Origin of the sequence: Leifsonia sp. Leaf264 (assembly GCF_001422325.1) — a bacterium.
In the GTDB taxonomy this organism is placed as follows: domain Bacteria; phylum Actinomycetota; class Actinomycetes; order Actinomycetales; family Microbacteriaceae; genus Orlajensenia.
On sequence record NZ_LMMR01000004.1, the window covers coordinates 499224 to 516356 of the forward strand.

22 protein-coding genes are annotated in these 17133 nt (G+C 68.6%); 10 read left to right on the top strand and 12 right to left on the bottom strand.

Annotation, left to right across the window (positions count from 1 at the left end):
• The first annotated feature begins 3 nt into the window (after nucleotides 1–3).
• Nucleotides 4–576, top strand: a complete 573-nt coding sequence (locus ASF30_RS07700; protein WP_235480299.1) for a TetR/AcrR family transcriptional regulator — start codon at nucleotides 4–6, stop codon at nucleotides 574–576.
• A 173-nt stretch (nucleotides 577–749) separates the two neighbouring features.
• Here ASF30_RS07700 and ASF30_RS07705 read toward each other — a convergent pair whose 3' ends face one another.
• On the bottom strand, nucleotides 750–1769 hold the full coding sequence (locus ASF30_RS07705; RefSeq protein ID WP_055904159.1) for an LLM class flavin-dependent oxidoreductase: 1020 nt from the start codon (nucleotides 1767–1769) through the stop codon (nucleotides 750–752).
• 72 nt (nucleotides 1770–1841) lie between these two features.
• Here ASF30_RS07705 and ASF30_RS07710 point away from each other — a divergent pair, with 72 nt between their 5' ends.
• Nucleotides 1842–2357 (top strand): PaaI family thioesterase, encoded by a 516-nt coding sequence (locus ASF30_RS07710; protein ID WP_200918438.1) that lies wholly within the window; start codon nucleotides 1842–1844, stop codon nucleotides 2355–2357.
• Between the two features lie 67 nt (nucleotides 2358–2424).
• Here the strand turns inward: ASF30_RS07710 and ASF30_RS07715 are convergent, their stop codons facing one another.
• Nucleotides 2425–3399, bottom strand: a complete 975-nt coding sequence (locus tag ASF30_RS07715) for an SDR family oxidoreductase (RefSeq protein WP_055904165.1) — start codon at nucleotides 3397–3399, stop codon at nucleotides 2425–2427.
• A gap of 97 nt (nucleotides 3400–3496) precedes the next feature.
• Here ASF30_RS07715 and ASF30_RS07720 point away from each other — a divergent pair, with 97 nt between their 5' ends.
• Entirely contained in the window at nucleotides 3497–4486 is a 990-nt protein-coding gene (locus ASF30_RS07720; RefSeq protein ID WP_055904168.1) for an LLM class F420-dependent oxidoreductase, read from the top strand.
• Between the two features lie 92 nt (nucleotides 4487–4578).
• Nucleotides 4579–5631 (top strand): LLM class flavin-dependent oxidoreductase, encoded by a 1053-nt coding sequence (locus ASF30_RS07725; protein WP_055904170.1) that lies wholly within the window; start codon nucleotides 4579–4581, stop codon nucleotides 5629–5631.
• A gap of 31 nt (nucleotides 5632–5662) precedes the next feature.
• On the opposite strand, the gene ASF30_RS07730 is transcribed toward ASF30_RS07725, so the two are convergent.
• The 8 genes from ASF30_RS07730 to idi are packed head-to-tail and all read right to left on the bottom strand — an operon-like array spanning nucleotide 5663 to nucleotide 11619.
• Nucleotides 5663–6034: an RNA-binding S4 domain-containing protein gene (locus tag ASF30_RS07730; protein WP_055904173.1), complete on the bottom strand. Its 372-nt coding sequence runs from the start codon at nucleotides 6032–6034 to the stop codon at nucleotides 5663–5665.
• A 9-nt stretch (nucleotides 6035–6043) separates the two neighbouring features.
• Nucleotides 6044–6952 carry a prenyltransferase gene (locus ASF30_RS07735; RefSeq protein ID WP_055904176.1) on the bottom strand — a complete coding sequence of 303 codons (909 nt, stop codon included), beginning with the start codon at nucleotides 6950–6952 and terminating at the stop codon, nucleotides 6044–6046.
• The gene (locus ASF30_RS07740) at nucleotides 6949–7251 is read right to left on the bottom strand and encodes a lycopene cyclase domain-containing protein (RefSeq protein WP_055904179.1); all 303 of its coding nucleotides are present in this window, start codon (nucleotides 7249–7251) and stop codon (nucleotides 6949–6951) included. Before ASF30_RS07740 ends, ASF30_RS07735 begins: the two co-directional genes overlap by 4 nt.
• Nucleotides 7248–7571 (bottom strand): lycopene cyclase domain-containing protein, encoded by a 324-nt coding sequence (locus ASF30_RS07745; RefSeq protein WP_055904181.1) that lies wholly within the window; start codon nucleotides 7569–7571, stop codon nucleotides 7248–7250. Before ASF30_RS07745 ends, ASF30_RS07740 begins: the two co-directional genes overlap by 4 nt.
• Nucleotides 7568–9157 (bottom strand): phytoene desaturase family protein, encoded by a 1590-nt coding sequence (gene crtI, locus ASF30_RS07750; protein WP_055904184.1) that lies wholly within the window; start codon nucleotides 9155–9157, stop codon nucleotides 7568–7570. The genes ASF30_RS07745 and crtI overlap by 4 nt, the downstream gene beginning before the upstream one ends.
• Before the next feature lie 4 nt (nucleotides 9158–9161).
• Nucleotides 9162–10034: a phytoene/squalene synthase family protein gene (locus ASF30_RS07755; RefSeq protein ID WP_055904187.1), complete on the bottom strand. Its 873-nt coding sequence runs from the start codon at nucleotides 10032–10034 to the stop codon at nucleotides 9162–9164.
• A complete protein-coding gene (locus ASF30_RS07760; protein WP_157497071.1) occupies nucleotides 10031–11077 on the bottom strand; it encodes a polyprenyl synthetase family protein in 1047 nt (348 codons plus the stop codon). The genes ASF30_RS07755 and ASF30_RS07760 overlap by 4 nt, the downstream gene beginning before the upstream one ends.
• Complete coding sequence (gene idi, locus ASF30_RS07765; protein ID WP_055904193.1) at nucleotides 11074–11619, bottom strand: isopentenyl-diphosphate Delta-isomerase; 546 nt, start codon at nucleotides 11617–11619, stop codon at nucleotides 11074–11076. Before idi ends, ASF30_RS07760 begins: the two co-directional genes overlap by 4 nt.
• Before the next feature lie 72 nt (nucleotides 11620–11691).
• Between idi and ASF30_RS07770 the strand changes: the two genes are divergently transcribed.
• Both ASF30_RS07770 and ASF30_RS07775 read left to right on the top strand, forming a co-directional pair.
• Nucleotides 11692–12258: a MarR family winged helix-turn-helix transcriptional regulator gene (locus ASF30_RS07770; RefSeq protein WP_082467582.1), complete on the top strand. Its 567-nt coding sequence runs from the start codon at nucleotides 11692–11694 to the stop codon at nucleotides 12256–12258.
• 52 nt (nucleotides 12259–12310) lie between these two features.
• Nucleotides 12311–12766: an NUDIX hydrolase gene (locus ASF30_RS07775; RefSeq protein WP_055904196.1), complete on the top strand. Its 456-nt coding sequence runs from the start codon at nucleotides 12311–12313 to the stop codon at nucleotides 12764–12766.
• A gap of 12 nt (nucleotides 12767–12778) precedes the next feature.
• Here ASF30_RS07775 and ASF30_RS07780 read toward each other — a convergent pair whose 3' ends face one another.
• The gene (locus tag ASF30_RS07780) at nucleotides 12779–13615 is read right to left on the bottom strand and encodes a DUF1295 domain-containing protein (RefSeq protein ID WP_055904824.1); all 837 of its coding nucleotides are present in this window, start codon (nucleotides 13613–13615) and stop codon (nucleotides 12779–12781) included.
• 34 nt (nucleotides 13616–13649) lie between these two features.
• Between ASF30_RS07780 and ASF30_RS07785 the strand changes: the two genes are divergently transcribed.
• The 4 genes from ASF30_RS07785 to ASF30_RS07800 all read left to right on the top strand — a co-directional run bounded on the left by ASF30_RS07785 (nucleotide 13650) and on the right by ASF30_RS07800 (nucleotide 16106).
• A complete protein-coding gene (locus ASF30_RS07785; RefSeq protein WP_082467584.1) occupies nucleotides 13650–14261 on the top strand; it encodes a CDP-alcohol phosphatidyltransferase family protein in 612 nt (203 codons plus the stop codon).
• A gap of 11 nt (nucleotides 14262–14272) precedes the next feature.
• On the top strand, nucleotides 14273–14749 hold the full coding sequence (locus ASF30_RS07790) for an FHA domain-containing protein (protein ID WP_442914952.1): 477 nt from the start codon (nucleotides 14273–14275) through the stop codon (nucleotides 14747–14749).
• A complete protein-coding gene (ftsR, locus tag ASF30_RS07795) occupies nucleotides 14749–15450 on the top strand; it encodes a transcriptional regulator FtsR (protein ID WP_055904199.1) in 702 nt (233 codons plus the stop codon). Before ASF30_RS07790 ends, ftsR begins: the two co-directional genes overlap by 1 nt.
• Before the next feature lie 107 nt (nucleotides 15451–15557).
• Nucleotides 15558–16106 carry a MerR family transcriptional regulator gene (locus ASF30_RS07800; protein ID WP_055904202.1) on the top strand — a complete coding sequence of 183 codons (549 nt, stop codon included), beginning with the start codon at nucleotides 15558–15560 and terminating at the stop codon, nucleotides 16104–16106.
• Nucleotides 16107–16228: 122 nt separating this feature from the next.
• On the opposite strand, the gene ASF30_RS07805 is transcribed toward ASF30_RS07800, so the two are convergent.
• Nucleotides 16229–17092, bottom strand: a complete 864-nt coding sequence (locus tag ASF30_RS07805) for a ParA family protein (RefSeq protein ID WP_055904205.1) — start codon at nucleotides 17090–17092, stop codon at nucleotides 16229–16231.
• Nucleotides 17093–17133 lie beyond the last annotated feature (41 nt).

The window sequence follows — 17133 nt, forward strand, 5'->3', positions numbered from 1 at the left end:
TCGATGAACGAGACGCGCAATCGCATCCTCGACGTCGCGCTCGATGTGATGGGGCAGAATCCGGACGCCAGCATGGGAGACATCGCTTCGGCTGCCGGAGTCGTCCGACGCACCGTCTACGGCCACTTCCCGACTCGTGCCGACCTCGTGCGGACCCTGGCGCAACGCGCGGCGACGGAGGTCGCGGCTGTGCTCACCGACATCGATTCACCCGAAGGATCGGCCGAATCGGTCTGGGCCGATTTCATCGCCCGTGTGTGGCCGCTGGCTCGCCGCTACCGTGTGCTCGTCGCTCTCCGACGAGGGGAGTACGGCGCTGAGATCCACGCCATGCTCGGACCCGTCGACGAGATCCTCGGCGCTCTCGTCCGCCGCGGCCAGGATGGCGGGGAATTCGGTCGTCATCTGCCGGCGGACATGCTCGGTCAGCTGGCCTTCTCCGCCGTGTTCTCCGTTGCGGACGCCGAACTACCCGAGGGCGTGCGCGGCGTCCGTGCAGCGACGATCACGAGCCTGCTCGTCCTCGGAGTTCCCGAGGAGCGCGCTCTGGCCCTCGTGACCAGCGACGCCGAGTGACCGAGTGGCGCCGACCTCCGCTGGTCGAGTAGCGCCCGAGCGCAGCGAGGACGCGTATCGAGACCACGCCGACGACCAGCCTCTGCTCGAGCAGCGCCGATCTCGGCGGATCTCGATACGCGTCGACTTCGTCGGCGCTACTCGATCAGCGGGGGAGTGCCGGCGCTACTCGATCAGCGGGAGAGCGCCGGCTTGATGTCGCGCACGATCGACTCCATGATGCGAACGTTGAAGTCCACACCCAACTGGTTGGGCACCGTGACGAGCACGGTGTCGGCAGCCTGCACGGCGGCATCCTGAGCCAACTCAGCGGCGATCACATCGGGCTCGCCGATGTAGCTGCGCCCGAAGCGGGCGAGGCCGCCGTCGAGGTGGCCGACCTGGTCTTTGGCGTCGGCCTGGGCGCGCAGCCCGAAGTAGCGACGCGTCTCGTCGTCGATGAGCGGCAGGATGCTGCGACTCACCGAGACGCGCGGTTCGAAGTCGTGCCCGGCGTCGGCCCATGCAGCGCGGAACATGGCGATCTGCTCGGCCTGCAGCTGGTCGAACGGCACCCCAGTGTCCTCGGTGAGCAGGGTCGAACTCATCAGGTTCATGCCCTGCTCAGCGGTCCACACGGCGGTCTTGCGCGTGCCGGCTCCCCACCAGATGCGCTCGGGCAGCGTAGGTGACAGCGGCTCGATGGCGAGCGGATGCGACGAGCCCGTCATCTGCGGGTTCGCGTGCGCCAGCCCGGCGCCAGCGATGGCCGCCCGGAAGAGTTCGGTGTGCGCACGTGCCATGTCGGCATCCGTCTGTCCGTCCGAAGGGACGTAGCCGAACGACTCGTAGCCGGCCAGCGCCGTCTCGGGTGATCCCCGGCTGATTCCGAGCTGCAGTCTTTCGCCGGCGATCAGGTCGGCGGCAGCAGCCGACTCGGCCATGTACAGCGGGTTCTCGTAGCGCATGTCGATGACGCCGGTGCCGATCTCGATGGTCTTCGTGCGAGCGCCGACGGCAGCGAGCAGGGGGAACGGCGAGGCGAGCTGGCGGGCGAAGTGGTGCACCCGGAAGTAGGCGCCGTCGACGCCGACCTCCTCGGCTGCGACGGCGAGGTCGATCGACTGCTGCAGGACGTCGGCGGCCGTGCGGGTCAACGACCCGGGGACGGCCTGGTAGTGGCCGAAGGAGAGGAATCCGATGCGCTTCACCATGACCACAGCGTAGGCACGAACCGGAGTATTCCGCCCGCCGGATGCAGAAGGCCCGGTGTTATCGTGACGACCGTGACAGACATCGAGCTCCAGACCTCCTCAGCCACCTACACCTGGGTCGATCCGGCCGTCGGCCTCGCGCAGCTGCCGCAGCTCAGCGGACTGGAGTACCTCACCGGCATCCTGGAGGGGCGCATCCCCGAGCCGCCGATAGCGGTGCTGATGAACATGGACATCGTGTCTGCCGTCGAGGGCGAGGTGGTGTTCGAGTCGAACCCCACGCAGGCCCACTACAACCCCCTCGGCACCATCCACGGCGGCCTCGCCTGCACCGTGCTCGACACTGTGCTCGGATGCGCGGCGCACAGCACGCTGCCAGCCGGAACCGGCTACACCTCGATCGACATCAACGTCAGCTACGTGCGCCCGATCCAGCCGTCGGCCGCACCGCTGCGGGCGACCGGCCGCGTGCGCAAGGGCGGCAACAGGGTGATCTTCGCCGAAGCCGAGCTCACCGACAAGGACGGCAACCTCCTGGCCACGGCCACGAGCAGCCTCCTGGTGTTCGCGCACCGTCCGCAGGGCTGACCCGCGCCCAGACGCCAGAAGCAGCCACGCCGGCCCTCAGTCCGCCGGGCGCTCGGCGGCTACGAGGTCAGCCGACCAGCCGGTCGAACACGGCGTCGAGCTCGGCATCCACGACCTGCGCCTCGGGGTGCTGGTCGTACCAGGCGATCATCTCGGCTGCGCCCTCCCAGAACGGCACCGTCGTCGCGAAGTCCGGAACGAGGGCCTGCACCTTGGAGTTGTCGAACACCATGGAGTGCGCCTTGTCGCCGATGAGGCCGGGTCCGAGCTCGGGATGCGCGGCGGCGATCGCCTCGGACGACACGTGCGCGAGAACGGGCTCGACGCCGGCCGCCTCTCCGAGCCAGCCGTAGATCTGGTTCCAGGTCGGAGCGTGGTCGCCCGTGATGTGGAACGTGTCGCCCACGGCGTACGGGTTGCCGAGGAGTCCGGCGAACCCGACGGCGAAGTCGCGCGTGTGCGTGATCGTCCAGAGGCTGGTGCCGTCGCCGTGCACCACGACGGGCTTGCCCGCCCGCATCCGTGCGATGTCGGTCCAGCCGCCTGAGGTGGGCAGCAGGGTGCGGTCGTAGGTGTGCGACGGGCGCACGATCGTCGCCGGGAAGCCGCGCTCGCGGTAGGCGCCCACGAGCAGGTCCTCGCAGGCGATCTTGTCGCGGGAGTACTGCCAGAACGGGTTGCGCAGCGGGGTCGACTCCGTGACCGGCAGTCGCGACGGCGGCGTCTGGTACGCCGATGCCGAGCTGATGAACACGTACTGTCCCACCCGGCCCTCGAACAGGTCGATGTCGGCCTGCACATGCTCGGGGGTGAATGCGAGGAACTCGGCGACGACGTCGAAGTCCTCGTCGCCCACGGCTTCTCGCACGCTGGCGGCATCGCGGAGGTCCGCCGTCACACGGCGGACCGCATCCGGCAGCGGTCGCACCGTCGACTCTCCGCGATTCAGGACAGTCACGTCATGGCCGAGTTCGACGGCCCTGGTGACGGATGCCGCGCTGATGACGCCGGTGCCGCCGAGGAAGAGGATGCGCTTGCTCATCCCTCGATCATGGCACCATGGCGTCGCGGGATCCCTTCACCTCGGCGGCGACTTCGTCGCTGCCTCGGCAGGCGCGCGGCGGCTTAGGCTGGCGAGCATGGACTTCGGACTCTTCATTCCTCAGGGCTGGCGGCACGACCTTCTCGGAATCGATCCGGCGGAGCAGTGGGCGACGATGAACTCGCTCGCCCAGCACGCCGATGCCGGCCCCTGGGATTCGCTCTGGGTGTACGACCACTTCCACACCGTGCCCGTGCCGTCAGACGAGGCGACGCACGAGGCCTGGACGCTGATGGCGGCCTTCGCTGCGACGACGTCCCGCGTGAAGCTCGGCCAGATGTGCACCTGCATGAGCTACCGGAATCCGGCGCAGCTCGCCAAGATCGCAGCGACAGTCGACATCATCTCGGGCGGGCGGGCCCAGATGGGCATCGGCGGCGGCTGGTACGAGCACGAGTGGCGGGCCTACGGCTACGGCTTCCCGCCCGTCGCGGAGCGCCTCGCCAGGCTCCGCGAGGGCGTCGAGATCTTCCACCAGGCCTGGACCACGGGCACCGCGACCCTCGACGGCACGCACTACCAGGTCGACGGCGCGATAGTCCGCCCGTTGCCGCTGCAGGAGGGCGGCATCCCGATGTGGATCGCCGGCGGCGGCGAGAAGGTCACGCTGAAGATCGCGGCGAAGTACGCCGCGTACACGAACTTCGCCGGCACCCTGGAGGAGTTCGACCACAAGAGCGCTGTGCTCCGCGGCCACTGCGAGGCGATCGGACGGGACTTCGCCTCCATCACCCGCTCGTCGAACTTCAACACCATCGTCGCCGCCACCGAGGCCGAGGTAGCCGACCGCATCGAGGCGCTGCACGCTCGGGTGCTGCCGTACCTGGGCGAAGTCAAGGCGGGCGAGTTCGTCGCCGAGTATCGCAACGGCACTCCCGCCGTCGGTACCCCCGAGCAGGTCGTCGAGCGTCTGCGCGAGCGTCGGGAGCACGGATTGGGCTACGCCATCCATTACTTCCCCGAGGCGGCCTACGACAGATCGGGCATCGAGCTGTTCGAGCGCGAGGTGCTGCCGGCGCTGGCCTGATGCCGGCATCCGTCGCCTCGGGAATAGCCGGATGCGACCCGCAGTTCTGTTTTATGCAAACGTATGAAGTGATCGAGTAGTCAGGAGCCCTCATGGCACAGCAGGTCGAGTTCGGAGTCGACACCTTCGGCGACGTCACGGTGGACGCGAACGGCGACAGACTGTCGCAGGCCGAGGTGCTCCGGAACGTCGTGGCCCAGGGCGTGCTTGCCGATCAGGTGGGGCTCGACTTCTTCGGCCTCGGGGAACACCACCGCGACGACTTCGCGGTGTCGGCACCGGAGGTCGTTCTGGCCGCCATCGCCGCGAAGACCGAGCGCATCCACCTCGGCTCCGCGGTCACGGTGCTCAGCTCGGACGATCCCGTTCGCGTGTTCCAGCGTTTCGCCACGCTGGACGGCATCTCGAACGGGCGCGCCGAGGTGATCCTCGGGCGCGGGTCGTTCACCGAGTCATTCCCGCTGTTCGGCTACCAGCTGAGCGAGTACGAGGACCTGTTCGAAGAGAAGCTCGAGTTGTTCGCCGAGCTCGTCAAGGAGACGCCGGTCACTTGGGAGGGGCGCAAGCGCGCCGCCCTCGTGAACCAGGAGGTCTACCCGAAGACGGCATCCGGCGCCCTCAAGGCGTGGATCGGTGTCGGCGGATCACCGGAGTCCGTGGTGCGTGCTGCGACCTACGGCTACCCGCTCATGCTCGCGATCATCGGCGGGGCACCCGCGCGCTTCCGGCCGTTCGTCGACCTCTACCACCGTGCGCTCACCCAGCTCGGCCAGCCGACGCTGCCCGTCGGCGTGCACTCGCCGGGCCACATCGCCGACACCGATGCTCAGGCGCGCGACGAGCTGTGGCCGCACCACCAGGCCATGATCACCCGCATCGGCCGTGAGCGCGGCTGGGGTCCGATCACCCGCGACACCTTCGAGAACGAGGCCGACGAGGGTGCGCTGAACGTCGGCTCTCCCGAGACCGTCGCGCAGAAGATCGCCGCGACTGTGCGCGACCTCGGTGTGCAGCGCTTCGATCTCAAGTACTCCAACGGAACCCTCCCGCACGAGAAGCTCATGCGCAGCATCGAGCTCTACGGCACCGTCGTCGTGCCCCGGGTGCGCGAGCTGCTCGCGGCTGACGACGCGCCGACCTCGTAGGCGCCCGAGCAGTTCCCTCACCACAGGCCGGTCAGTGACCGCGTAGTTCCTCGAGGTCGCGACGCTCCCGCTTGGTGGGGCGACCGGCACCGCGATCGCGAACGGGGACCGAGGGTACGGCCTCGCGCGGCGGTGGTGGGGGAGTCTCGTCGATCATCGCGGCAGCGGCGACCTCGGCTCCGACTCGCTTCACGATGATGCGCTGAACGACCATCACGCGATCGAACCCGTTCGCCCGCACCCGCACCTCGTCGCCGACCCGCACCGCCTGCGCAGCCTTCACGCGCTCGCCATTCACCCGTACATGCCCGGCGCGGCATGCGGCGGTGGCGAGCGAGCGCGTCTTGAACTGTCGCACCGCCCACAACCACGCGTCGACGCGTGCCGAGGTGGGAGCATCCATCGCCCCAGACTAACCGCGGATGAAGCTCCACCAGATGAGCAGCATGGTGACGAGGAAGCCGACGACGAAGTTGATGGCCAGGAAGTGCCGCCAGCCGCGGTTGGCCGCGGCGGAGTCGGCATCCGTCACCGACCAGAACGGCGCGGCCGACATGATGTACGGCAGCACGAGCAACGACGCCAGGGGGCCGGGCCACTCCGTCGCCAGCATGAGGAGGCCGCTGACGGCCCAGAAGGCTATGGCGAGCCGCACCGTGCGTGCAGCTCCGAGCCAGGTGGCGATCGAGGCGATACCGCCCTCGCGGTCGGGCACGACGTCCTGCACGGCACCGAAGGCATGGCTGGCCATGCCCCAGAGGAAGAAGGACGCCAGGATGGCGATCAGTTGCGGGGTGAAGGCGGCTCCGGCCACGGCCAGCGCATAGACCGCCGGGCTCACGAAGTGGGTACTCGAGGTCGCGGAATCAATGAACGGGCGCTCCTTGAAGCGGAGGCCGGGAACCGAGTAGGCCAGGACGGCGAAGAGGCTGATCGCCAGGACCAGCCACGACCACGGCTCGCCGGTACCGCCGAGCACGAGCATGGCGATCACGAAGACGGCGCTGAGTCCAACACCCCAGCCGATGACAGCGCGGTGCACCCGCGGGTCGAGCAGGGCGCCCTCCACGCCGCCCTTCCGCGGATTGCGCAGGTCGGACTCGTAGTCGAAGACGTCGTTGATGCCGTACATGAGCAGGTTGTAGGGGATGAGGAAGAACAGAGTTCCCACGATGAACAACGCATCGACCCGCCCCGTGGTGAGCACATAGGCGGCGGCGAACGGGTAGGCCGTGTTGATCCAGCTCAACGGACGCGACGACAGCACGACCTGGCGCAGAACGCTCGCCCGCGGGGCGGCGTCGGTTCGCTCGGCGCTCATCGCTCGTCGCCTTCCCCTCGGCTCAGCAGTACCCAGATCGACGGTAACAGCAGGGCTCCCGCGAGTGGGTAGGCGAAGTCCTCGATCGGGGCGAGCCCGATGTCGATGCCGCTGCGACCGTCGGAGTACACCATCAGTCCCACGGCGATCATGACATTGTCGAACACGGCTGTGAGCGCGAACAGCACGACGACGGTCAGGGCGATCGGGGCGATGAGTCGCGGCCGGCGCGGCAGGGCGACCGCGGCGATGACGGTCACGACGGCCAGCACGATCAGGTTCAGGGTCAGGTAGTTCATGGGCGACGCCTCGCAGCGAGCATCCGCTCGAACAGGAAGACGAGGTTCATCGTGAGGTAGCAGAGGAAGGCGAGGAAGAACGCCTCCTCGAGGGGGAGCTCGGGAGCCAGCAGGATGCCGGTCATGTAGGCGGTCTCACCGCGGCTGAAGAGCCCCAGGCCGATGCCGACCAGGTCCCAGATGAGGAAGAACATCAGGCCCGAGATCAGCACGACGGCCGCGCGCACGGGCGAACGCCAGAAGAACAGCCGGTACCGCCAGTCGAGCACGACCATCCCCGCCAGGCTCACCAAGAGCGCGCCGAGGTAGGCGAAAGTCACCAGCTCTCCACTGGCGCCGGTGCCGGAGTGGGCATCGGCTCGGGCAACGGCGTGGCCGTGGTGTCTCCGTTCATGCGCTTGAAGGCTATCTCGGCGCTGATGAGGCACATCGGCAGGCCGATGCCGGGGATGGTGCTGCCGCCGGCGTAGAACAGGCCGTCGAGCTGGCGCGAGGCGTTGCGTCCACGCAGGAAGGCGCTCTGGCGCAGGGTGTGAGCGGGCCCGAGGGCTCCGCCCATCCACGAGTTGAGGTCGACGGCGAAGTCGCCGGGGCCGACGGTACGCCGCACGACGATGCGCTCGGCGAGATCGGGGATTCCGGCCCAGTCGGCGAGGCGTGCGATGGCGGCATCAGCGACCTGCTCCACCTGCAGGTCGCCGTCACCGTCGATGCCGCCTCGGCCGATGCCGATGTCGGCAGGTACGGGAACCAGCAGGAACAGGTTGCTGTCGCCGGCCGGTGCCACCCCGGAGTCCGTCGCGCTCGGCATGCACGCGTAGAACGACGCCGGCTCGGGAATGCGCGGCTTGGAGCCGAAGATCCGGTCGAAGTTCGTGCGCCAGTCCGCCGTGAAGAACAGGGTGTGGTGCGCCAGCGGTGGGAGTTCCCCGCGCACGCCGAGCATCACCAGCACGGCGCCCGGTCCCGACATGCGCCGGTTCCACCAGCGCTCGGGGTAGGTACGCACGGCCTCGTCGACGAGCTCGGTCTCGGTGTGGTGCAGGTCGGCCGCCGAGACGACCTCGTCGGCCGCCAGCGTGATGCTCCGGCCCGCCGCATCCGTATAGGTGACCCCGGAGACGGATGCCCCGACCGACGTGACAGCGTCGATGGAGGTCACCCGTGCCTGCGTGATGATCTCGACGCCCTGCTCGCGCGCGAGGCGGGCGATCACGTCGATGAGGTGCGAGAAGCCGCCCTGCGGGTAGAGCACGCCGTCGGCCAGGTCCATGTGGCTCATGAGGTGGTACATCGCCGGAGTGCGTTCGGGTGACGAGCCGAGGAATACGGCGGGGTAGCCGAGGATCTGCCGCAGCCTGATGTCCTTCACGTAGCCGCCGACGAACTTGTCCAGAGGCTGCAGCAGCAGTCGCGCGAGTCGTCCGCCGCGCTTCAGCACCGCGCTGTCGAGGAACGGCCGGAACGACTGGAAGCTCGTGTAGAGGAAGCGCTCGACGGCGTCGTCGTACGTCGATCTCGCCGACTCGAGATATCGCTCGAGGGCGCGTCCGGCACCGGGCTCGATGCGCTCGAAGGTACGGATGTTCTCCTCTTTGGAGGCGCGGATGTCGACGGGCTCGGCGTGGCCCTCGAAGTACACCCTGTAGCCGGGGTCGAGCAGTGTGAGGTCGAGCTGCTCGGCCGCCGACGTGCCGAGGAGCCTGAAGAAGTGGTCGAAGACCTCGGGCATCAGGTACCAGGACGGACCGGTGTCGAAGGTGAAGCCGTCCTTCTCCCACGACCCGGCGCGGCCGCCGAGCTCGCTGCGAGCCTCGAGCAGCGTCACCTCGCGTCCATCGCGCGCGAGCAGCGCCGCGGTGGCGAGTCCGGCGATGCCCCCGCCGATCACTATCGCGTGGGTCATGGGATCACCGGCCCCTCGTGGTGGCGGCCCGCAGGGCGATGCCGAGCTTCTCGGCATCCGGAACCCGTACCCGCGAGGTGAGGAGGTCGGCGGCCGGAGTGGCTCGCAGCTTCGTCGAGAGTCGTCGGAACAGTCCGTGGGCGGCAGCGACGGCGCCCCGCGACGACCTGGGGAGAAGGGTGAGAGCCTGAGCGGCGATGGCCAGGTCGTCGTCGATGTCGTCGAGGATGGCGATCTTCTCCTCCTCGGTCATGCGCGCGGGGTCGACGGCGGGAAAGTAGTTGCGCCCGAGGCTGGTCCAGTCGGCCGACAGGTCGCGCAGGAAGTTGACCTTCTGGAAAGCCGCCCCGAGGTGCCTGGCGCCGTCCTCGAGCACACCGCGTTCGTCGGCGCTCACCGACTGACCGGCAAGGAAGGTGCGCAGGCACATCAGTCCGACGACCTCGGCCGATCCGAAGATGTAGGCGTCGATCTCGCCGGCGACGAAGGGGGAGTCGTCGAGGTCGCGGCGCATGGAGGCGAAGAACGGGGCGGTGAGGTCTGTACCGATTCCGCTCGCGCGAGCCGTGACGGCGAAGGCGTGCACCACGAGGTTGGTGCTGAAGCCCGTCGCGATGGCGCGGTCGGTCTCGGCCTCGAACTCGTCCAGGCGCGAGTTCTGCTCCTCGATGGTGAGGCCGGCTGCCGCCGCCGCACCGTCGACGATCTCGTCGGCCACCCGGACGAGGGCGTAGATGTCGCGCACCTGCGAGCGCACGCCGGCGCCGAGCAGACGCGCTGCGGCGCCGAATGAGGTGGAGTAGCGACCGATCACCACGGCGGAACTCGCCGACGCCGCGCGGGTGTAGAGCTCGAGGGGTCCGGTGTCGTTGTTCATCGGCTGCGCTCCACGGCCTTGTCGGCGAAGGCGAGGAGCAGCTCGCGCAGTTCCTCCGGGAGAGCGGATGCCGCGAGCTCGGCCTTCGCGAGGGCGACGTGATCCCGGGCGAGCTGCTCGGTGTGGGCGGCCGACCCGCATTCGATCAGCTTCTCGCGCACGAAGGCCGCTTCAGCCTGGTCGAGGTCCGTCTTGCCGATGAAGGGGGCGATGCTCGGCCAATCGGTCGTGGTGCGAGCGTGGGCGAGGAGGGTGGTGATCTTCCCCTCGCGCAGGTCGGCGATGGTGCTCTTGCCTGTCTGCGCCTCGTCGCCGAACACGCCGAGCATGTCGTCGGTGAGCTGGAAGGCGATCCCGATGAGTCGGCCGAATCGGCCGACGCTGGAGATGTCGGCTGCGGAGGCCCCGGCCAGCACGGCGCCGGCCTGCAGCGGTGCCTCGCAGGAGTACACGGCCGTCTTCTGCTCCAGTGTCGCGAGCACGTCGGGGATGCCGAGCAGGTGCGGCGCGACGGTGTTGGTCACGTCGCTCAGCTCTCCGGCGGCCGAGACGAAGACCGCCCGGTCGAGGATGTCGAGCAGTCGGCCGCGGGTGGCGGTCTCGATCTCGAGTTGGGCGACGATGCGGTGGGCCTGGCTGAGTGCGAGGTCGCCGGCGAGGAGAGCCGCGGCCTCACCCCAGGTGCGCGCCTGCGTCTCGTCGGCGCCGAGCGCCGTGCCGCGGGCGGCGAAGGCACCGAGCACATTGGTCGAGCCGCGACGCACCAGGTCGCGGTCGATCACGTCGTCGTGGATGATGAAGGCCGTGTGCAGCAGCTCGAAGGCTATGGCCAGCTGCGTCGCAGCGACCCGGTCGGTTCCCCCGAGCCCGGCATGCGCCGCCAGCACGAGTGCGGGACGAGCCCTCTTGCCGCCGGCGCTGGCCTGCTCGAGCTGGTCCCAGAGCTCAACGTAGTGCGGGCCGTAGTCGCCGGCCCGCAGCCTCGCCGCCGCGAAGTGGCGGTCGAGCTCGCGCTCGACGCTGGCCGTGGCGACGTCGATCACGAGAACCGCTCGAGCTGCTCGAGTTGCATGACCATCCACGGGCTGAAGGCCCACGGGGTCTCCCCCGCGGCCTTGGCGACGGCGGCGGGGTCGGCCCAGACGAATTCGGCCACCTCGCGCGGGTCGGGGTCTGGGTCGCCGTCGGTGCGGGCGACGTAGACGGGGCAGACCTCGTTCTCGACGTTGCCGCGGGCATCGATGGCCCGGTACCGGAACAGGGGGAGTGCGAGGGCGACATCGGTGATCTCGAGGCCGAGCTCGAAATCGGCCCGGCGGTGCACGGCGCTCAGTACGGGCTCGGCCGGACGGGGGTGGCCGCAGAAGGAATTGGTCCAGACCCCGGGCCAGGTCTTCTTGTCCAGCGCGCGTCGCGTGATGAGCAGTCTCCCGTCCCCGTCCAGCACATAGCAGGAGAACGCGAGATGCAATGCCGTGTCCGGGCCGTGGGCCGCGGCCTTGGAAGCCGTGCCGATGGGCGTCCCGTCCATGTCGAGCAGGACGATCTCGTCGTCGACGTGGATCTCCGTGTCCGTCAGTGTCATGATCGCCCCCCGGTTATCGGATCCTGTCAAATAGCTAACTGAGTTAGCGAATCTGACGTTACCATGTCTGACATGACCACAGAAGCCGATTCTCGCGAGCTTCCTGCCGCGTACTGGTACGACGCAGCGGAGCCCGGTGCCGATGACGCGATCGGAGTGCTCGAGGCGCTCCGCCGGTTCCGGAGCGCAGACAAGACGATGCGGCTGCGAACCCAGGACGACATGGACATGAACGAGACCGACCTGGCGGCGCTGCGGTACCTCATCGCCGAGGAGAAGGGTGGGCGCGAGGTCGGCCCCACCGACCTGGCCCATCACCTGGGCATCTCGACGGCGGCGACGACGAAGCTCATCAAGCGCCTCGTCGCGTCAGGCCACCTTCAGCGTCGCCCGCACCCGCACGATCGGCGGGCTCAGATCCTGCATCCGACCCCGGGTGCCCATGAGGAGGTGCGTGCGACCCTGGCCGCCATGCACGCCCGCATGATGGACGTCGCCGACGCATTCGCACCCGAGGAGCAGCTGGTCGTCGTGCGATTCCTCACCGCGATGGCCGAGGCCGTCTCGCACGCCCACGATGATGACGCCGCCCACGGCGCCTCCCACGACGCAGCACGCGACGCTGACCCCCAGCCGTGATCCGCGCCGACATCTCGCGTAGCCTGCCGGCCGGGTGAGGCATGCTGGAGGTATGACCACAGCAACTGGAGACGCCTGGGTCGAGGGTCCCGACGGATCCAGGTTCTGGGGTCGATTCGGGGCGGCCGGCCTGCTGGCCTGGGATCCCGCTCGGGGAGTGCTCATGCAGCACCGCGCCAGCTGGAGCCACTTCGGCGACACCTGGGGGTTGCCGGGCGGGGCCCGCCACGTCGATGAGGACGCCGTGACGGGCGCCATCCGCGAGGCCGGCGAGGAGGCCGGTGTCAGCGGCGACGATCTCGAGGTCGTCACCACCTCGGTGCTCGACCTGGGGTTCTGGTCGTACACGACGGTCGTCGCCAGGGTGCTGCATCCGTTCGAGCCCGTCATCAGCGACCCCGAGTCCATCGCGCTGGCCTGGGTGCCCGTCGACGAGGTGTCCGAGCTTCCGCTCCACCCCGGCTTCGCGGCGAGCTGGCCGGGGCTGCGCGGACTGCTCGTCGGCTAGTCCGCGACAGCCTCAGGAGGCAGCGGCCTCCGCGGGGTCGGCCGTGCGCCGGCGGGGGAACCACGGGACGATGGCCGAGGTCGAGGCCTGGTAGTCGGCATACTCCGGATGCCGTGCCTTCGACAGTGACTCGGTGAACACCGTCGAGCCGATGAACAGGGCGGTCAGCAGGAGCGGGCCGAGGATGCTCCAGTGCAGCACGGTCCCCGTCGCCACGATCGCGAAGAGGTAGAGCGCCCACCACTGCGCCTGTTCGAAGAAGAAGTTGGGGTGACGGGAGTAGCGGAACAGTCCGGTCTGCAGGAACCGCGGCTCGGGTCGACGTCCGGCTGCACTCTCGGCCTTCTTCCACTGGTGGAAGTTCCACTGCTGCTGGTCGGCGATGGTCTCACCGGTCAGCAGGGCGAGGAAGAGCACGGCCACGATCACGTCCGCGACGCCGAGCGGCGACGGGCCGGCCTGGTACACCGTGAAGGCGGAGAGGGTCATGCCGAGGATGAGCACGTTCTGGTACCCGGCGATGAAGAACAGGTTGAACGCCTGGAACGCGGCCTTCGGCATCCGTTCCCGGAGAGCTGCCCACCGGTAGTCCTCGCCGCCGCGGGCGTAGCCGCCCTTGCGCCCGAAGTTGATGGTGAGACGCACTCCCCACAGCGTCACCAGCACCGCCATCAGGACGAGCCTGGCGTCGGCGAACCCCGACGCAGCGGCGAAGACCCAGAGGTACACGATGGGGGAGATCGACCAGATGCGATCGACCCACGAGTACTCACGGGTGAGCACGGAGAGGAGCCAGGTGCCGGCGATGGTGCCGACGCAGATCCAGAGACACACGACGAGAGGCTGCATGCAGCGCATGTTACGCCGTCGATAGACTCGATCCGTGGCAGAGCCGAGCGAGCCGACGAACCGGATCTGGACGGTTCCCAACGTGCTGAGCATGCTGAGGCTCGTGCTGGTGCCGTTCTTCCTCGGCTACCTCATCGTCGGCGACTACACGGCGGCTCTCGTCATCCTCGTCGTCTCCAGTGCGACGGACTTCCTCGACGGCTTCATCGCCCGACGGTTCAACCAGATCTCCAGGCTCGGCCAACTGCTCGACCCCGCCGCTGACAGGCTCTACCTCTTCGCCTCGATCCTCGGGCTGGCAGCCGGCGGACTCGTCCCGTGGTGGCTGGTCGTGGTGATAGTCGGACGGGACGTCTTCCTGGCCGTGCTCGGCATCGTTCTGGCCAACCACGGCTACGGCCCGCTTCCGGTGCACCAGCTGGGCAAGGTGGCCACCTTCGCCCTGTTCCTCGGGCTCCCCGTGATCATGCTCGGCGCCGCCTTCCCCGCCACGGCGGCCGTCGCCCTGCCGATCGGATGGGCGATCACGCTCTGGGGCGTGTTCCTCTACTGGTGGGCCGGCATCATCTACGCGATCGAAACCGGGCGTGTCATTCGCCTGCCGCTGGTTCCCAGCCCTCGGCGATCAGATACGCTGGGGGAATAGGGAGGTGCACTGTGGGAGAGTCCGATGACCGGAATGCCGGAGCACAGGCCGACGAGGTCGACCAGGTGAGCACGGACACCACTCTGTCCTTCACTCAGGAGCAGGCGGCGTCACTGCTGGCGAGCGACCCCGATCTGACCGCTGAGGAAGACGAGGCGATCCAGGCCCTGCCGTCGGGTTCCGCGCTCCTCGTGGTGCGTCGTGGTCCGAACGCCGGTGCGCGCTTCCTCCTCGACGCCGATGTCACGACGACGGGACGGCATCCCGATGCCGACATCTTCCTCGACGACGTGACGGTGTCGCGCCACCACGCGCAGTTCCTGCGCCATGGCACGGCATTCGAGGTCAAAGACCTCGGCTCCCTGAACGGAACCTACTTCGACGGAGTGCGAATCGAGACGGCCCTGCTGGCCGACGGCGCCGAGGTGCAGGTCGGCAAGTTCCGCCTCACGTTCTACTCCTCGAGGTCCGACCTCGCAGGAGCATGATGGCGGGCGCCGGCGCCCACGCGCGGGTACCCGCAACCCCCTCACTGCTCAGCATCGGCCAGGTCCTCGCGCGCCTCACTCCTGAGCATCCCGAGCTGACCCCGTCGAAGCTGCGCTTCCTCGAGGAGCAGGGCCTGATCTCTCCGGCACGCACCGAGTCGGGCTACCGCAAGTTCTGCGCCGCCGACGTCGAGCGCATCCAGCTCATCCTCGGCATGCAGCGCGACCACTACCTGCCGCTCAAGGTCATCCGCGGCTATCTCGAGCAGCTCGACGCCGGGCACGTGCCGACCCTCCCCGGTACGGCCGCGACCGGGCCGTCGATGCTCTCCACCGCGCGGAGGTTCGACCGCGACGAGCTGCTGCGCGAGTCGGATGCATCACCGCAGCTGCTGGCCGACGCCGTGTCGGCGTCGCTCATCGTTCCGGCCGACGTCTACAGCGAGGAGACGGTCAGCGTGCTGCGCGCCCTCGCCGAGCTGAGGAAGGCCGGCATCGAGCCGCGCCACCTGCGTGGATTCCGCGCGGCCGCCGAGCGCGAGTCCTCGCTCATCGAGACGGCGATGACGCCCATCGTGCGCCGCAACGACGCCTCCAGCCGTGCCAAGGGGGCGGAACTGGCCCTCGAGATCGCCTCCCAGCTGGAGGTCGTACGATCGACCCTGCTGCGCGCCGCACTTCAGCGCGTGACCAATCCGTGACTTCCTCGACACGCGGTGCCGATGTCGTTGCCGCACGGCACTGACCTGAGTACCGTGAGTGAAGCGGCGCACGGACTGTGCGCATCCTGTCGGAAGAGGCGAAATCCATGAGTGAACTCAGTCGGAGTGACGCAGATCGTTACGATCTGCAGCTGCTGTTCACCGACGGACTCCCCGAGATGGACGCCAACTCCGGCTACCGCGGAGCCGTCGCAGCACGCGCTGCCGGCATCAGCTATCGCCAGCTCGACTATTGGGCCCGCACCGAACTCGTCGAGCCCACTGTGCGCGGCGCGGCCGGCTCCGGATCGCAGCGCCTCTACGGCTTCCGCGACATCCTCGTGCTCAAGCTCGTCAAACGCCTCCTCGACACCGGCATCTCCCTCCAGCAGATCCGCGTCGCCGTCAACCAGCTGCGTGAGGCCGGCATCAACGACCTCGCCCAGACCACTCTCATGAGCGACGGCGCCAGCGTCTACCTGTGCACCTCGAACGACGAGGTCATCGACCTGGTCAGCCGCGGCCAGGGCGTGTTCGGCATCGCCGTCGGGAAGGTGCTGCGGGAGGTCGAGTCGACGCTCGTCGAGATCGACTCGCACCCCGTCGACACCATGGACGAGCTCGCCGCTCGTCGTCAGACGCGCAAGATCTCCTAGGGCACCGCTCACACGTCCTACCCGCTGATCGAGTAGCGCCCGACGGAGTCGGTCGCACCGCATCGGGTCTCGATACGCGTGCTCGCTGCGCTCGCTCGCTACTCGACCAGCGGAGGCCGGCCTCAGCCCGCCGACTGCTCCGAGCGGTCGATCGCCGGGCGCTCGACGGGCTGCGGGGCCGCGAGGTGCGCGTACTCGCCGATGCGCGCGGTGCGCAGCACACGGTCGAGGAGCTGGTCGAAGTAGCGCGCCATCTCCTGCGCGCTGTCGCCGGGCCAGGCGTGCAGCGGCTGTCCGGCGCCCTGCGCCTGCTGCAGCGAGGTGCGCTCAGGCAGCTGAGGCGAGAGCACCAGCGGCCCGAACATGTCGCGCAGCTCCTTGATGCGGTACTGGTGCTCGAGGGAGGCGACGCGGGTGCGGTTCACGATGATGCCGAGAGGCTGCAGGCGCGATGACATGCCGCGGCGGATCTCCTCGATCGCACGCAGGGCGCGGTCCGCCGCCGCCACGGAGAACAACCCGGGCTCGGTCACGACGGCGACGCGGTCGCTGGCGGCCCAGGCCGTGCGGGTGAGCGCGTTGAGGGTCGGTGCGCAGTCGACGAGCACCAGCTCGTATTCCTTCTCGATGGTCTCGAGGGCGTCCTCGAGCTTCCAGATGTCGCGTTCGTGAGGGTGCGGTCCGTCGTAGTTGATGGCCGACGGGCTTCCGATCATCACGTCGAGCTTGGAGCCGGGGCGGCCACGCGTCCAGCCGCTGGGAGCGATCGCCGAACGCACGATCTTCTCCTTCGGACTCGCGAGCACGTCGGCCACATTGAGGTGACCGGCGACGCTGACGGCCATTCCGGTCGACACATCGGACTGCGGGTCGAGGTCGACGACAAGGGTACGGATGCCGCGGGCGAACGCCGCTGAAGCGAGTCCGAGCGTCACCGTCGTCTTGCCGACGCCACCCTTGAGGGAGCTGACGGAGAGTACGTGCACAAGTAGATACGTTACCTTCACTAGTCTGGGAGAACCTAACC

Excerpts from the sequence above, each read along its gene's own strand:
- ASF30_RS07715 (WP_055904165.1), bottom strand. The coding sequence starts at position 3,399 with ATGAGCAAGCGCATCCTCTTCCTCGGCGGCACCGGCGTCATCAGCGCG.
- ASF30_RS07735 (WP_055904176.1), bottom strand. The coding sequence starts at position 6,952 with ATGAGCGCCGAGCGAACCGACGCCGCCCCGCGGGCGAGCGTTCTGCGC.
- ASF30_RS07700 (WP_235480299.1), top strand. The coding sequence starts at position 4 with ATGAACGAGACGCGCAATCGCATCCTCGACGTCGCGCTCGATGTGATG.
- ASF30_RS07720 (WP_055904168.1), top strand. The coding sequence starts at position 3,497 with ATGGACTTCGGACTCTTCATTCCTCAGGGCTGGCGGCACGACCTTCTC.
- ASF30_RS07770 (WP_082467582.1), top strand. The coding sequence starts at position 11,692 with ATGACCACAGAAGCCGATTCTCGCGAGCTTCCTGCCGCGTACTGGTAC.
- ASF30_RS07740 (WP_055904179.1), bottom strand. The coding sequence starts at position 7,251 with ATGAACTACCTGACCCTGAACCTGATCGTGCTGGCCGTCGTGACCGTC.
- ASF30_RS07725 (WP_055904170.1), top strand. The coding sequence starts at position 4,579 with ATGGCACAGCAGGTCGAGTTCGGAGTCGACACCTTCGGCGACGTCACG.
- ASF30_RS07775 (WP_055904196.1), top strand. The coding sequence starts at position 12,311 with ATGACCACAGCAACTGGAGACGCCTGGGTCGAGGGTCCCGACGGATCC.
- ftsR (WP_055904199.1), top strand. The coding sequence starts at position 14,749 with ATGGCGGGCGCCGGCGCCCACGCGCGGGTACCCGCAACCCCCTCACTG.
- ASF30_RS07730 (WP_055904173.1), bottom strand. The coding sequence starts at position 6,034 with ATGGATGCTCCCACCTCGGCACGCGTCGACGCGTGGTTGTGGGCGGTG.
- ASF30_RS07800 (WP_055904202.1), top strand. The coding sequence starts at position 15,558 with ATGAGTGAACTCAGTCGGAGTGACGCAGATCGTTACGATCTGCAGCTG.
- ASF30_RS07705 (WP_055904159.1), bottom strand. The coding sequence starts at position 1,769 with ATGGTGAAGCGCATCGGATTCCTCTCCTTCGGCCACTACCAGGCCGTC.
- ASF30_RS07755 (WP_055904187.1), bottom strand. The coding sequence starts at position 10,034 with ATGAACAACGACACCGGACCCCTCGAGCTCTACACCCGCGCGGCGTCG.
- crtI (WP_055904184.1), bottom strand. The coding sequence starts at position 9,157 with ATGACCCACGCGATAGTGATCGGCGGGGGCATCGCCGGACTCGCCACC.
- ASF30_RS07780 (WP_055904824.1), bottom strand. The coding sequence starts at position 13,615 with ATGCAGCCTCTCGTCGTGTGTCTCTGGATCTGCGTCGGCACCATCGCC.
- idi (WP_055904193.1), bottom strand. The coding sequence starts at position 11,619 with ATGACACTGACGGACACGGAGATCCACGTCGACGACGAGATCGTCCTG.